At 60.3% G+C, this 14,655-nt stretch carries 14 protein-coding genes, 1 tRNA gene and 1 pseudogene; 8 read left to right on the forward strand and 8 right to left on the reverse strand.

The features are described 5' to 3' along the window. Positions 1 to 449: 449 nt before the first annotated feature. From I8E17_RS06250 to tig, 4 genes are all read left to right on the forward strand, one after another. Positions 450 to 1,589, forward strand: coding sequence for a DUF2157 domain-containing protein (locus I8E17_RS06250; protein ID WP_113366406.1), 1,140 nt, complete (start codon positions 450 to 452; stop codon positions 1,587 to 1,589). After that, complete coding sequence (locus I8E17_RS06255; protein ID WP_069611987.1) at positions 1,586 to 2,200, forward strand: GDYXXLXY domain-containing protein; 615 nt, start codon at positions 1,586 to 1,588, stop codon at positions 2,198 to 2,200. The genes I8E17_RS06250 and I8E17_RS06255 overlap by 4 nt, the downstream gene beginning before the upstream one ends. 145 nt (positions 2,201 to 2,345) lie before the next feature. Beyond that, positions 2,346 to 2,430 (forward strand) — tRNA-Leu (locus I8E17_RS06260). A 280-nt stretch (positions 2,431 to 2,710) separates the two neighbouring features. Next, on the forward strand, positions 2,711 to 4,198 hold the full coding sequence (tig, locus tag I8E17_RS06265) for a trigger factor (RefSeq protein ID WP_069611989.1): 1,488 nt from the start codon (positions 2,711 to 2,713) through the stop codon (positions 4,196 to 4,198). A gap of 142 nt (positions 4,199 to 4,340) precedes the next feature. Here the strand turns inward: tig and I8E17_RS06270 are convergent, their stop codons facing one another. The 6 genes and pseudogenes from I8E17_RS06270 to I8E17_RS06295 all read right to left on the reverse strand — a co-directional run bounded on the left by I8E17_RS06270 (position 4,341) and on the right by I8E17_RS06295 (position 9,578). Further along, positions 4,341 to 5,150, reverse strand: a complete 810-nt coding sequence (locus tag I8E17_RS06270) for a phytanoyl-CoA dioxygenase (protein ID WP_069612290.1) — start codon at positions 5,148 to 5,150, stop codon at positions 4,341 to 4,343. Between the two features lie 229 nt (positions 5,151 to 5,379). Then, complete coding sequence (gene sthA, locus I8E17_RS06275) at positions 5,380 to 6,786, reverse strand: Si-specific NAD(P)(+) transhydrogenase (protein WP_069611990.1); 1,407 nt, start codon at positions 6,784 to 6,786, stop codon at positions 5,380 to 5,382. A 107-nt stretch (positions 6,787 to 6,893) separates the two neighbouring features. Next, positions 6,894 to 7,490, reverse strand: coding sequence for a dual specificity protein phosphatase family protein (locus I8E17_RS06280; protein ID WP_069611991.1), 597 nt, complete (start codon positions 7,488 to 7,490; stop codon positions 6,894 to 6,896). 261 nt (positions 7,491 to 7,751) lie between these two features. Continuing rightward, positions 7,752 to 7,916 (reverse strand): annotated as a pseudogene (locus I8E17_RS06285) (JAB domain-containing protein); the annotation flags it as partial. 103 nt (positions 7,917 to 8,019) lie between these two features. Then, complete coding sequence (locus I8E17_RS06290; protein ID WP_219510914.1) at positions 8,020 to 8,250, reverse strand: helix-turn-helix domain-containing protein; 231 nt, start codon at positions 8,248 to 8,250, stop codon at positions 8,020 to 8,022. 425 nt (positions 8,251 to 8,675) lie between these two features. Next, entirely contained in the window at positions 8,676 to 9,578 is a 903-nt protein-coding gene (locus I8E17_RS06295; protein ID WP_219511525.1) for a LysR family transcriptional regulator, read from the reverse strand. Between the two features lie 113 nt (positions 9,579 to 9,691). On the opposite strand from I8E17_RS06295, the gene I8E17_RS06300 reads away from it, so the two are divergent. The 3 genes from I8E17_RS06300 to I8E17_RS06310 all read left to right on the forward strand — a co-directional run bounded on the left by I8E17_RS06300 (position 9,692) and on the right by I8E17_RS06310 (position 12,129). Then, on the forward strand, positions 9,692 to 10,420 hold the full coding sequence (locus tag I8E17_RS06300) for an SDR family oxidoreductase (protein ID WP_229002087.1): 729 nt from the start codon (positions 9,692 to 9,694) through the stop codon (positions 10,418 to 10,420). Next, positions 10,414 to 11,460 carry an amidohydrolase family protein gene (locus tag I8E17_RS06305; RefSeq protein ID WP_229002088.1) on the forward strand — a complete coding sequence of 349 codons (1,047 nt, stop codon included), beginning with the start codon at positions 10,414 to 10,416 and terminating at the stop codon, positions 11,458 to 11,460. The genes I8E17_RS06300 and I8E17_RS06305 overlap by 7 nt, the downstream gene beginning before the upstream one ends. Positions 11,461 to 11,685: 225 nt before the next feature. After that, the gene (locus tag I8E17_RS06310; RefSeq protein ID WP_107393626.1) at positions 11,686 to 12,129 is read left to right on the forward strand and encodes a MarR family transcriptional regulator; all 444 of its coding nucleotides are present in this window, start codon (positions 11,686 to 11,688) and stop codon (positions 12,127 to 12,129) included. 6 nt (positions 12,130 to 12,135) lie between these two features. Here the strand turns inward: I8E17_RS06310 and I8E17_RS06315 are convergent, their stop codons facing one another. Next, positions 12,136 to 12,546, reverse strand: coding sequence for an ester cyclase (locus tag I8E17_RS06315; protein WP_107393625.1), 411 nt, complete (start codon positions 12,544 to 12,546; stop codon positions 12,136 to 12,138). A gap of 110 nt (positions 12,547 to 12,656) precedes the next feature. Next, a complete protein-coding gene (locus tag I8E17_RS06320) occupies positions 12,657 to 13,595 on the reverse strand; it encodes an AraC family transcriptional regulator (protein WP_219510912.1) in 939 nt (312 codons plus the stop codon). A gap of 146 nt (positions 13,596 to 13,741) precedes the next feature. Between I8E17_RS06320 and I8E17_RS06325 the strand changes: the two genes are divergently transcribed. Then, positions 13,742 to 14,620 (forward strand): NAD(P)H-binding protein, encoded by an 879-nt coding sequence (locus tag I8E17_RS06325; protein ID WP_219510910.1) that lies wholly within the window; start codon positions 13,742 to 13,744, stop codon positions 14,618 to 14,620. Positions 14,621 to 14,655 lie beyond the last annotated feature (35 nt).

Below are 14,655 nucleotides of genomic sequence, written 5' to 3' on the forward strand. Positions count from 1 at the left end.
GGGTAAAAACAACGCCCACCGCGGGAGGAGGATGCGGTGGGCGTCATTTGAGATGATTGACGACTGGGAGGAGGAGTGTCGTCAATCTATCGGAGCGCACTGGGAGGAGGAGTGTGCGGCTCCGAATATAGTGTCGGGATGCTATCCCCAGGCTTGGTCCGATCTGCATCGGCCCGGCGCGCCACCGCCGTCTTGTTGTTTGATAAATAGTATGACTTTTCGAATTTGTGCAGCGCAATAATTTCATGGGAGGCATGAGCTGCGCGCATATCTTTGATCGGTATCTCTTTACCGGCCGTCAACATACTGCATGATCCGTTAATTCCGCATTAATATGGCACATATTCCTGTGAGCCGAAGCCTCTGCCAGAATCGCTCGGCTCGCATCGATTAGGCGGCGATTTGTGCTAACTCTGTCGCGAGCAGAATCGCAGCGAGGGGAGCCGGGCATGTACAGGGGCAGGCTGGAGCGGGATCTCAAGATCTGGACCGACAAGGGGCTGGTCGACGCGGGGACGGCGAAAGCTATCCTCAGCGAGTATGACGGTCGCCAGACGAGTTTCAGCGCCGGCCGGGTGCTGACCATCATCGCCGCCGTGCTTCTCGGCCTTGCCATCCTGCTGTTCATCTCCGCAAACTGGGAGGCTCTTCCGAGAATTGCCCGTCTGCTCGGGCTGGTTGCGATGATATGGGCCTTCTATCTTACGGCGGCATATTTATTAGCTCAGGGGCGCTCCATCCTCGCCGCCGCAATGTTGATCCTCGGCACCTTGAGTTTCGGCGGCGCCATGGCGCTGGTTGGTCAGATGTATAATCTGTCCGGCGACGAACTCAGAATGATGCTCGTCTGGTTCGCCGCGGCCTGCATTGTTGCGGCGTTGTTTCGTTCCTCGGCGCAGGTCGGGCTCGCCGGTTTTCTCGCCTGGGCATTTTGCGGCGTCTATCTCTGGGGGCATTTCGACGAATGGTATGGGATCATGCCCTGGATGCCGCCTCTGATGGCTGTGTTCCTGACTGCGCTTGTCCGCTATGCCGATGCGCCCATGGCTCGGCATCTGGCCTATCTCATGCTCGTCGGCTGGCTGACATGGCTGTTTGGCCGTCATGAGGGGTTGAATACCGCGATCCTGTTTGCCGCTCTCGGCATGGCGGCGTTTCTCATCGTTAGTGTTCCCGCTTCGCCGCTGATGCCTTTTGCCCGCACAGCCGGCGCCGCGCCGGCCTTCTACACCTTTCTGATCGCATCGATCGGCTTCTTTCTCATCCATGCCGAGATCAGCAACGGCTCTTTTGAGAACAATGTCTGGGTCGAGGACAAATTGCCGCTCGTCATCGTGGCGGCAGCGACACTGGCGAGTTCGGTAGCGGCGATCGCGCTCAGTGGCCGCGACAACGGTGCGGTGCGCTATCTCGCCTATTTCGTCTTCTCCTGCGAGATTCTTTACCTCGCCAGCGAGACGATCGGCTCGATCATCGGCACGGCGGGGTTCTTCCTCGTCGCCGGCTTGCTGGTGGCGATTGCCGCCTGGCTGGTCATCCAGCTGGAACGGCGTTTTTCCGATAATCGCGGGCAGGGGACGCGGGCATGACCGATATCGCTGAAAAGAGCCTGCCTGTCGGTTCCCGCCGCCTGTGGATCGCCGCCCTCGTCGTTGCTGCGCTGCAGACGGCCGTTCTAGGCTACATGGTCGGCGAGCGGGCCTGGGGTCTGCGCAGCGGCGTCGAGATTCTCTTGAAGACGGCGCCGGTCGATCCGCGCGATCTTCTGCGCGGCGACTACGTGACCTTGAATTACGACATCTCACGGGTTCCGTTCTCGACGATGGTTGAAGGACCGCCGAAAACGAGCCGAAGTGGCGCGATATTGTCCGTTCGTCTGAAGAAGCAGGACGACGGCTACTGGGGGGTCGTCGAATCAACATTTGGAAAGCTCGATCCGAAGCCCGATACGGTCGTGCTCAAAAGCTTGCCTTACGACTATGTTTTCTATGGTGATGCCGCCGACCCGTCGCAGGCGATTGTCGGGGTCACTTATGGCATCGAGCGCTACTACGTGCCCGAAGGGCAGGGACACGATATCGAGAGCGCCCGCAACGCCAATCGCGTCGCTATCGCGGCGCGGGTGTCTTCCGACGGCGTTGCGCATATCAGAAGCCTGCTTCTAGACGGCAAATCCGTCTATGAGGAGCCGCTTTACTGACGATATCTGCGCTAACGGCTCCGATAAGCTTTAAGCGTTGTCGCGGAGCCGTCATTTTTCCTTTGCGTGGTTTAAAACGGGTGATATAGAGACGCCGCGCTCCGGAAGGCCCCATGGGCAGGCATCGCCATGCGGTTTTGGGAACGCGGGTATGGTGAAATTGGTAGACACGCCAGATTTAGGTTCTGGTGCCGCAAGGCGTGGGAGTTCAAGTCTCTCTACCCGCACCAACACTGTCTCGTGGACGGGGGGAAGGCTCACGAAGCCTGTCTTCCGATATGCCGCAGGACGCGCATCTTGCCCAAAGCATCCCGCTTTCGATGAGGAAAGGGGATAAGATGTTTTGGCTCGTGACGGGATAGAGCTGCCTTTTGCGCGTTCATTTGAAGGCGCGGCGCTCTTGCAAGGTGAAAGAGAATTGCATCCAAGCCACGCTCGGGATTTTCCGGCGTCGTGCTCATCGAAACGAACGGCAGGCTGGGCACGGCCGCCATGAATGAAGGTAGGACAATGCAGGTTATCGAAACGCTCGCTGAAGGGCTGAAGCGCGAAATCAAGGTGGTCATCCCGGCCAAGGACATGGAAGTGCGCATGAACGAGCGCCTGGCCGAGGTCAAGGACAAGGTCCGCATCAACGGCTTCCGTCCGGGCAAGGTTCCGGTCTCGCACCTGAAGAAGGTCTACGGCAAGTCGATCATGGCCGACCTCGTCAACGAAATCGTTCGTGACCAGCCGCCGGCGATCCTGACCGAGCGCGGCGAAAAGTCGGCAACCCAGCCGGAAATCGCCATGACCGAAGACCAGGACGAGGCAGAAAAGATCCTCTCCGCTCAGGCCGATTTCGAATTCACGCTGTCTTACGAAGTCATCCCGGCGATCGAACTGAAGCCGGTCAACGGCATCAAGGTCACCCGCGAAGTCGCTGAAATCAGTGAAGACGAAGTGACCGAGCAGATCCTCAAGATCGCTGAAAGCGCTCGTAGCTACGAAACCAAGAAGGGCAAGGCTGCCAACGGCGACCGAGTCACTATCGATTACCTTGGCAAAGTCGATGGCGTTGCCTTCGACGGCGGCAAGGACGAAGACGCACAGCTCGTTCTCGGCTCCAACCGCTTCATCCCGGGCTTCGAAGAGCAGCTCGTCGGCGTCAAGGCTGGCGATGAGAAGGTCATCACCGTAACCTTCCCGGCCGACTATCCGGCAAAGAACCTCGCCGGCAAGGAAGCCACCTTCGACATCAACGTCAAGGAAGTTGCAGCTCCCGGCGAAATCGAAATCAACGACGAACTCGCTTCCAAGCTCGGCATCGAATCCGCCGATCGCCTGAAGGAGATCGTTCGCGGTCAGATCGAAAGCCAGTACGGCTCTGTCACCCGCCAGAAGGTCAAGCGCCAGATCCTCGACCAGCTCGACGAAATGTATCAGTTCGACACGCCGCAGAAGCTCGTCGACGCTGAATTCGCCAGCATCTGGCGCCAGATCGAAACCGATCTCAGCGAATCCGGCAAGACCTTCGAAGACGAAGACACCACCGAAGAAAAGGCTCGCGAGGAATACCGCAAGCTCGCCGAGCGTCGCGTTCGCCTCGGCCTCGTTCTCTCCGAAATCGGCGAAAAGGCCGGCGTCGAAGTCAGCGAAGACGAACTGCAGCGCGCCCTCTACGCACAGCTTCAGCAGTTCCCGGGCCAGGAAAAGGAAATCTTGGAATTCTTCCGCAAGACGCCGGGCGCTTCCGCCAACCTGCGCGCTCCGATCTTCGAAGAAAAGGTCATCGACCATCTGCTGACCGAGGTCAACGTCACGGACAAGACCGTTTCCAAGGAAGCGCTGCTGGCTGACGACGAGGAAGAAGACAAGCCGGCTGCCAAGAAGGCTGCTCCGAAGAAGAAGGCTGCCAAGGCTGAAGCGACCGAAGCTGCCGCTGAAGGCGAAGAAGCTGCGGCTCCGAAGAAGAAGGCCGCTCCGAAGAAGAAGGCTGCTGAAGACAGCGCCGAATAATCGGTTTTTCTTCTGGACTGACATTGAGCCCTGCCGGAAACGGTGGGGCTTTTGTTGTTTCGCCATAATGCTCTCTCTCCCGCCTTGCGGGGAGAGGGCTGGGGCGAGGGGCCCCAGGCTATCAGCAATCAGTTCGGCGCGATTATTCCTTACCCAAAGCGCGGCGAATGGCTGTCTCGACCGGGCTATAGGTATTATCCGGCCGCTCCAATCGATAGGACTCAGTAAGGCCGATCGAAGGCTGCGCCATGAATCGCGGCGTAGCGCCTCGATGCTTCTGGGCGGCGTGGATTAGGAAGGGATGGCAGATGTAGACCGTACCAGCCTTTCCCGTTGCCAGTGCGTGAGGGCGGTCGGCCCCCATCTGCTCGAGCATCATATGAGAACGCCCGTGCTCTCCGGCAGGCTCGAGATAGCGCGCCATATCCATGTGAGAGCTGACGCGGATGCGGGTCGGCGCATCGTCTTCGCCGACATCGGAAAACAGGAATAGCGTAAGCAGAGCGCGCCCTCGCGAGGTGACATTCACGCGCCAGGCGGAGAAGTCGTTTTGCCCATTCGGATCGCAATCGTCCCCAGGAAAGCTGAGGTCGACATGCCAGCCGGCGTCACCGGGATCGTCCGGATGCGGGAAACGCACGGGGAAGGTCCCAAGCCCATCTCTTGGCAGCCATCGCCCACGCCCGACCAGTTGATCGAAAGCAGCGTGCAAAATGGGCATATTAGCGATGGCACGGAATGGCTCACCGCCATAGCCTGGCAGCCTCACGACCGGAAATCTCCAACTTGCCGGATCGTGCTCGCGACATGGAATATCGCGCCACATGATGGCGCGGGCTTCGGCAGCCTGTTCCTGTGAAAACGCATCATCGATGCGTATAAAACCATGTTCAATGAAATCGTTCACCTGCGCGTTGGAAAGCGCAGCCGGATACTGTTTTTGGGATGGCATGAAATCTCTCTCGATCATAGCGCCGTTTTTCACCCTTCCTGTGCGGGTATCACGGCTGCTTCGGCAAAGACCTACGCGCGGCCCTGCGGCCGTTGAGGCGGTCTCGTCTTCATTTGGCTGAATGAAAGCCACCGGGTCAGCGGCTTATGAAGAAGACCGAAGCGATGTTGAGAATGCTCATCATGCCGGCAGAGTAGTGAGCTCCGCCGGCATGGTCAATATTGACCTATTAGAGTTCCGACTTGATATCGCCCATGCGGTTCCAGGCGTCGAGGCCGGCGATCTTGTAGGCTTCGGCAAGCGTCGGATAGTTGAAGGTGTTTTCGACGAAATATTCGACGGTGCCTTTGAGGTTCAGCACGGCCTGGCCGATATGCACGAGCTCGGTGGCGCCTTCGCCGACGATGTGGACGCCGAGCAGGCGGCGGGTCTTCAGCGAGAAGATCATCTTCAAGAGGCCTGTGTCGAGGCCCATGATATGGCCGCGCGACGTCTCGCGGAAGCGGGCGATGCCGCATTCATAGGGGATGTGCCGTTCCTTGACCTCTTCCTCAGAGAGGCCACAGGTGGAAATCTCCGGCACGGCATAGATGCCATAGGGGAAGTATTTCGGCGGCTCCTTGGCGATCGCGCCGACGGCGACGCGGGCGGCGATGCGGCCCTGTTCCATCGAGGTGGAGGCGAGGCTCGGAAAGCCGACGACATCGCCGGCGGCAAAGATATGCGGAACCTTGGTGGCAAAGGTCTCTGGATTGACGCTCAGGCGGCCGCGCGCATCGGCTTCGAGGCCAGCTGCAGCGAGATTAAGGGTATCGGTCGCGCCCATGCGGCCGGCGGCGAAGAGAACCATGTCCGTGGTGATGCGGCGGCCGTTGTCCAGCGTCAGCTCCACCTTGCCGCTCGGCAGGCGCTCGACTTTCTCTGCCTTCTGGCCGAGCAGCAGCTTCATGTTGCGATCGCGCAGTTGGTAGGTGAAATCCTCGACGATTTCCTTGTCGATGAAGTCGAGCATGGTCGATTTAGGATCGATCAGAGTCACCTGTGTGTCGAGCGCGCTGAAGATTGTGGCGTATTCGATGCCGATGACGCCGGCTCCGATGACCACCATCGAGCGCGGCAGGTCTTCGATATCGAGCAATTCATCACTGTCGAGAACCGTCTTGCCGTCGAAGGGCATATAATCCGGACGGAATGGCTTGGTGCCGACTGCAAGCAGGATGCTGGCGGCGGACACGGTGACGATCTCGCCATCATCCTTGACGATTTGCATCGTCTGCGGATCGATGAAGCTCGCCTTGCCTCGTATGTGCTGTACGCGATTGCGGGCAAACTGATGTTCCAGCACTTCGACCTCGTGGTCTAGGGTGATCAGCAGGCGGCGGCGGAGATCCTCCGCGCTGATCTCCTGTTTGACGCGATAGGCGCGACCGTAGAAGCCGCGTTCGCGCCAGCCGGAAAGGTTGAGCGCGGTTTCGCGTAGCGTCTTGGAGGGAATGGTACCGGTGTGGACCGAGACGCCGCCGACCCGCTTGCCTTGCTCGACGACGAGTACCTTCTTGCCGAGTTTGGCGGCCTGAATAGCGCCTCTGCGGCCGGCGGGGCCGCTACCTACGACTAGGAGATCGAATTGGTCCATCGGGAAGCCTCGGATGACTGGAATGGGGAATCAATGTCGCAATGCAACATGCTCCGTCAACCGGTAGCCTCTCAATGTTACAGATTATCTAACGGGAAGTTTGGTGTTCACGAGGCCGAAAGACCGAGCCAGGGTTCCAGCTTCTCAAAAGTACGGTCCATGGCATAGGCACGCGTGAAGGAGAACGGCAGGTGACCATAGATGATCGACATCTGGCCCTCCGCGGTAGCCTCGTTCGTCTTGGCGATGGCGGCAAGGTAAAGTGCCGAGGCCAGGCCGGTTCTGTCGGCTCCGGCCTGACAATGAATGAGGATCGGCTTCGGCGCATTCCGCATGATATCGACAAGCTGCGCCGCCTGCTCCTGTGTCAGCTCTCGGGCCGAAGACATGTGGAAATCGATATGGTCGATGTTGAGCGCTTTCGCCTCGGCAACTTCGGTATCATACCAATGGTGGCCGCTATTGTAGCCACGCAGGTTGATAATGGTCTTGATGCCGTATTGCTTCTGAAACTCGGCGATGTTGGTGGCCGAGGGCTGCGAAGAGCGGTAAAGCTCCCCGGCAATGACCGGATGGAAGTTCGTCGTCCAGAGCATGTGAGCATAGAAGCCGCTGGCGGCCACCAGAAAAGCGCCTGCCGCGACAAGCGCGCCGCGACCGATAGAAAGGAGGCGATGAGCAAGCTTGGGCGACATCTTCGGCATTCGATCTCCAGATGGCCGGCGCATGCAAGCGGATAAGGCCAAATCAAACAACAGCTTCCGCGGGCGGATCAGCCGACAGGAACGCGGCGATCCTTCTGCCAGATGATCCTGACGCCGAGCTGAAAAATGAAAGCGGAGATCGCTATGACGAATTCGGGATATTTCGCCACGATCAAACGGATACGAATCGGTAATGATCGTATAAAATCAAAATTATACAATATAGATTTGAAGTATTGCATTATCTCATCTGCGACAATTTCAAATCAGCCGCAATGCGCGGAAGCTGACATGGCCGTTTTTTCCAATGATAACATGGTCGTGAACGGTGATGCCCAAAGGCTTGGCAGTGTCTATGATGGTCTTGGTCATATCGATATCGGCACGCGAAGGTGTCGGATCTCCTGACGGGTGATTATGGACCATACGTGCTTTATATCTAAAATGCTGTATTCAAAAGAATATTTCTGACACACTTGCTCGCAGGTGCCGTGAACTGGGGTCGGCTGATCATGTTCATGCGTGACGCTCACGCCCGATTACTCCCATAATTGCTAGGTCCCTTGGAAGCACGGCACTGCACTTTATTCCGTTCATCCCATGCATCAAGCTCATCGAGCGGGTAGAGGACAGCCTTTCCGATTTTGACGAAGGATGGGCCGAGTCGCATCGCGCGCCAGTTTCGAAGCGTCCCAACTGAAACACCACCGCGATAGCGTTCAGCTACCTCGTCGGGTGTGAGGAATTTGCTATCTGTCATGCGGGCCTCCTTCCGCAGCACGACTACCGCGGCGTCGTCATGTTGATCATTGCGATGCTCAAACGAGGCGCGACCTGATTCATTCGTGATTCCCGGTGCCTCACGCATCCGCTGGGATATACATGCTGCGTAATTTCCCGCGACGAAAGACGTCGACGTCACCGGTCTAAGAAACGGATACCATAGGGGGCACATAGGCCGGATTCCACGCACAGCCGTTGTGAGCACATGGCCAGTGAGCACAGAGGACGTGCGAAGCGGTCAGATCTCTGCAGCGGGCCGTATCTACACTGTGGACCGAGGAGAAGGACATGAACGGAGGACCACCTTCGCGTGCTTTGCTCGTCGGTAGCGCCGTCGGCATCCGGCCCGAAACTGATGGAGTGGAGAAACGATCGACCCGGCGCCCATCGTCGCCCTTTCCGCTAGACCGGCCCTACGCACTTCAGAACCACCTGCCGAAGCCAGCGATGACCCGGATCGGCGTCGAGGCGCGGATGCCACATCATGCTGATGGTCAACTCAGGCGTGGGGACGGGTATATCGAAGCATACGACACCCCGCGCCTCTGTCCTTTCGTGCCGAACACACGAGCGTGGCACCAGCGCGACCAGGTCGGATCGTCGCGCGATGGCAAGCGCATCCACGAAACCCGGCACCACCGCAATGACGCGGCGCCGCAAGCCGAGGTCGTCCAGGGCCTCGTCCACCGGCCCCTCCCAAGCGCCTCGACGCGAGGCGGCGACATGCCCGCAGGCTGCATAGCGTTCCGGCGTGATTGGGTCGACGAGCAGCGGATGGTCGTCGCGCGCTGCGCCGACGAAGCGGTCTCGGAAGAGAAGCTGGCTGCGCATCTCTGGAGCGGAAGCGCCCGTCGTCCCGATCTCCAGGTCGATCGATCCATCTCGCAAAGGCGCCACCACCTTGTCGGGTTTGGGAGCGAAACGGAGCCGGACAAGAGGCGCCATTTCGACGACGGCTTCGACGATGGCGGAAGCGAAGAGCACCACGAACCCCTCGTTCGCGCGGATCGTGAACGTTCGGTCCAGAGACGCGGGCTCAATGTCTTTCGGCGCCGGCGCCAACACTGATCGTGCTTCCTGCACGGCGCGCTGGGCCCGTTCGCTCAGGCGTTCGGCGTAGGGCGTCGGCACGAGCGATCGTCCGGCCTGCACGAGAAGCGGATCGTCCGTCACGGACCGGAGCCGGGTCAGCGTCCGGCTCATGGCGGATACGCTGAGACCCATCCGCCTGGCGGCGGACGTGACGCTACGTTCGGCGAGAAGCACGTCGAGAGCGGTCAGCAGGTTGAGATCGAGGGTGGCCATGGCCCGCAGCATAGCCGTTCGACCGGAGCAGCCATAGCGTCCTGTGCAATCGTCATTTGCATCCCATGCGTCTGGCGCCTTCCATACCTTCGCCCACATGATGGAGAGGCACGTTGAGGATCGACATCATGGCAAACAGTTCGCACCAGCAAACGCAAACCATCCTGCTCGTCGGAGCGTCGCGCGGCCTCGGGCTGGCGATGGCGAGTGAGCTCGTAAAGAGGGGGTGGCACGTCATCGGCACGGTACGCGAGGATGGCTCGACCGGGCTGCACGAGCTCGCCGACGCGCATCCGACCCAGGTCACGATCGAACCTCTCGATATCACCAAGCCCGATCAGATCGCGGCGCTCCGCGATCAGCTGTCGGGTCGGAGCATCGAGATGCTGTTCGTTAATGCGGGCACCGCCAACCGCGATCAGGCGGAAACCATCGCCGAGACATCGACCGATGAGTTCATGCGCGTCATGCTGACGAACGCGCTGGGCGTGATGCGGACGGTCGAGGGCCTCGAGCCGCTGGTCCGCCCAGGCGGCCTGATCGGCGTCATGTCCTCCGGTCAAGGCAGCATCGCGAACAACGAAAAGGGCGGCCACGAGGTCTATCGGGGGAGCAAGGCCGCGCTGAACCAGTATATGCGCAGCTATGCCGCCCGAACAGCAGCCGATCGCCGTCCGCTGGTGCTGATGGCGCCCGGTTGGATCCGTACCGACCTGGGTGGCCCGGACGCGACCTTCAGCGTCGAGGAAACCATCCCCGATCTGGTCGAAACCCTGCTCGTCCAGCAAGGCACCCCGGGCCTGCGCTTCATCGACCGGCACGGAAAGACCGTGTCATGGTGAATTCGCAGGGCTCGGACGTGAGCGATACGGGACCGTGCCTGAGGCTCATCGGCATTGAGGAGCATTATCTGACAACGGACGTCCGTGATGCCTGGGAGGCGATCGGACTGGCCGCAACCGACCCGAGCGTCGCGGTCCATTCGGGCGAGGTCGAGCGACGCCTGCTCGACCTGTCCGACGAGCGGCTCGCCCTGATGGACGAGACCGGCCTCGATGTTCAGGTGCTGTCACTAACCACCCCCGCGCTGCACGATCTGGGGCAGCAGGGTCTGGAGCTGGCGCGTCGCGCCAACGATGCTGTCGCTGCGGCCGTGGCGCGCCGGCCGGATCGCTTCCAGGCGCTCGCCGCCTTGCCGGTCGGCGAGCCGGAGGCGGCAGCGCTGGAGCTCGAACGCAGCGTTCGGACGCTCGGCTTCAAGGGGACGATGCTGTGCGGGCGGGTCGGGGAACGCAATCTCGATCATCCGGACCTGGCGCCCATCTTCGAGGCGGCCGCCGCGCTCGGCGCGCCGATCCTGCTCCATCCCCGCACCCCCACCTTAGCGGTGCGATCGGCCTATTATTCCGGATTCACGCCGGACGTGGATGCGGCGTTTGCCATGTACGGGCTGGGCTGGCACTATGATGCCGGTATTCAGTTCGTCCGGCTGACGCTCTCGGGCATCTTCGATCGCCTGCCCGGGCTTCAGGTCATCCTGGGTCATTGGGGCGAGGTCGTGCTGTTCTACGTCGAGCGTCTGGCGGCCCTGGACAGAGTGTCCGGCCTGGAGCATCCGATCGCGACCTATCTGCGCCGCAACCTCTACGTCACCGCCAGCGGCATGTTCAGTTCCGATTATCTCGCGCGGGCGGTCGCCATCGTGGGACCGGATCGACTGCTGTTCTCGACCGACTACCCTTACCAATATCGGCAGGGCAGTGATGCTCGCCGGTTCCTTGCCGAATGCGGCTTAAGCGACACGGAGAAGGCGGCGTTCGCCCACGGCAACTGGGAAAGGCTCACGAATGGCAGCGAAAGGCCAGTCTTGGCTTCGTCGTGACACCGGTCGAGAGGCACGATGTGAAGGCATGGGGCCCGCTATTCCGTGTGATCGCGCACGAGGCCAGAGCTCTGCTCGCGGATCGCGTCCATGAGGCTTTCCGTGGCGGCTTTGTAGCATCTCAGTCGCATACTGAAGCGTTTGGCCGAAGGGCATCGGCGAACCATTCTCCAGTCGCGGCTGCCGGTGTATGGGTAGCTCTTTCCAACAGAGCCCAAAATACCCATGGCGAGTGATCAAACCTGGATTAGTGAAGGCGACGACAGGCTGAGGCTTGCCGAAGACCTTCGTCGTGCCGTGGGAACATTTGTTCGAAGCATCAGAACACAGTCGGACACTCCGACAAATTCTCAGTCCGAGACCCTGTCGATACTGGACAGAGGGGGCCCCCTGAGCGTTGCTGAACTGGCAGCGCGCCGCAATGTCAGGCACCAAAGCATGCGCCTGGTCGCGGCCAGCCTGGAAGAGAACGGACTGGTCGAGAAATTGCCGAACCCTGCCGATGGCCGCAGCCAGCTCATTTCCATTACTGCTGAAGGGCAGGCGGAATTATCCCGATCACGGGAGGCGAGGACGCGGAAAATTGCCGCCTTGATCGAGGAAAGGCTATCGGATCAGGAAAGGCAAGCCCTCCGGGCCGCAATCCGGATCCTCGATCGCCTCGCATAGTCTGAGCTACGAACCCTTCAGCGCGGCCAGGACTTGCGACAGCGTGTTCAGCCCCCAATGTTCCACATACCGGCCGTCATGAACGCGCACGATATCGATGACGTCGATCGAGACCTTGCTACCGGTCGCGGCAATCCCCATCAGGGTGCCAGAATGAACACCGCTGATTGTCTTGCGGGTCGTCACTTTGTCGCCCTCAGCGATCTGGTCATGGATCGTCACCTTCATGTCTGACAGCGCAGGACGAAGGATGTTCTGGAATGTGTTCCACATGCTTTGCGGACCGTTGGGCACTCCCGGCGGGGCAGCGTGATTGACGAAGCCCGGCGCTATCAGCGCCTGGAATTCTTCCTCGTTACCTTTCTGAATGACTTCGACGTTGAAACGCCGAACCACTTCCTTGTTGTCGACGGCCATGACTGCTCCATCTCGCGTGGCTTATGTCCGATATATGCAGTCACACTGTATTCTTGGCCAGAGGGAAGAAGCGGGTCTCGCCGAGGCGAACAACCGCCTCCATCCGATGGCTATGCTCCCTCCGCCACGGCCAAGCCGCTACGCTTGTCACTTCGGCTATACTGCCTCGGGGAGCAGCCCATGGTTCTTTTGAAGGCGGCACCGAAGGCGCTTTCGGTTTCGTAGCCGAGCGACGAGGCGATTGCAGCGATGGACTGGCGCGTGTTGGAGAGCCTGTCGCCGGCGAGCAGCATGCGCCAACGGATCAGGTAGTCGATGGGGGAAAGGCCGACCTTACGCTTGAACCTCACAGCGAAGGTTGTCCGGGACATTCCGACGTGACGAGCAAGCTCCGGCAACGTCCATGGCCGGGCGGGTTCGGCATGTATGGCCGCGATCGCCGCGCCGATCTGGTTGTCAGCCAAAGCTACCAGCCACCCACCGCCGCCATTGGCCGCATCCGACAAATGAAGGCGGAGGGTCTGAACGAGCATGATATGGGCGAGGTGCTCGATCACCAGAAACGCTCCCGGTTGTTGCTCCCGCAACTCCTGCCGCATCCGATCGAGCGACCACCGGAGTACGGCCTGATCGGCCTCTTTGCGGATAAGCACGATCGGCGGGAGTACGCTCAGAAGAACATCCGCCTGATCACCGCCGAGGATGAAGCGGCTGCCGGCGAGGAAGAACTCGCCGCCGCCATTGCACACGGCCACACCGCCCGGCCCGGCGGCTGCGAAGATCGGTCGGGCGTCGACGGGCGGCAGGCTGAGATCGCTGGCCAACAGAAAGGGATGTCCTTTGGCAAGCAGGAAACAGTCGCCAGCCTGGAGGTGAACGGGATCAGCCACGCCATCGACCGAAAGCCAGCACTCGCCGGCCATCACAGCATTGAACTTGATGCCTTCGTACAAGCCGAACTGGAGCGACCAGTCCTTGCCTGCATCTAGGCCAGCGGAGAGATAACTCTTTGGCTTCAGCAACGACAGAATGTCTGAGAGGGGATCCATAAACAATCCGAACAATCGCGACAAGAATACGAACTTTATAGCATGGATCGTTCGAACGGAAACCGCCTATCCTGCGTCAGACAGCGGTGACGGACGCGCTGCAGTCAATGTGCGCATCCACCGCAAAAGTGGCGTTAGGAGAAACAATGATCGTCATCACAGGCCCCACGGGCAACATCGGGAGCCAGGTGCTGGCCAAACTCCTCGACCGCGGCGAGCCTATCCGGGTGATCGCGCGCCACCCGGCAAAGCTCCCCGCGGACGTGCTGGCACGCGTAGAGGTGGTTGAGGGGTCGCACAGCTGTTCGGAAATCGTCGAAAAAGCATTCGAAGGTGCCGACAGCGTCTTCTGGCTTGTGGCGGGCGATCCGCGCGCGGCAAGTGCCGAAGCCGCCTATGTGGACTTCGCGCGGCCAGCCCTGGATGCGTTCAAGGGCCTCAAGGGCAAACGCGTCGTCAGCGTTTCCGCGCTCGGCCGGGGCTGGCCGAAGGACGCCGGCCACGTGACCGCGACGCTCAGGATGGACGACATGATCGCGCAGACGGGTGTGAGCTACCGGGCCCTCACATGTCCAGGCTTGATGGAAAACATCCTCCGCCAGGTAGAGGCGATCAAGCACCAGGGCGTCTTTTACTGGCCGTCGCCCCGTGATCTTCGAGCACCCACATGTGCGACGCGCGATGTCGCCGACACTGCCGCTCGGCTGCTCGTGGACCGGTCCTGGGATGGCGCGGAAGAAGTGCCAATCCTGGGTCCGGAAGACCTGTCATTCGATGACATGGCGGCGATCATGTCCGACGTACTCGAAAGGCCAGTGCGTTTCCAGGAAATCGCTATGGAAGAGATGCGAGCCATGTCGATCAGCAGGGGAGCGTCCGAGGGAATGGCGCAGGCCATGGTCAACATGCTGACGGCCAAGAACGAGGGCATCGACCGCATGGTGGAGCGTACACCGGCGACCAGCAGCCCGACCAGCTTTCGCCAGTGGTGTGTCCACATCCTGCGTCCCGCCATGCTTGCGTGAAGCAGTTCGTGCTTTCTCTCTACATCGGACCTTCG

The organism is Rhizobium sp. AB2/73 (genome assembly GCF_020871915.1).
Lineage (GTDB): Bacteria > Pseudomonadota > Alphaproteobacteria > Rhizobiales > Rhizobiaceae > Rhizobium > Rhizobium dioscoreae.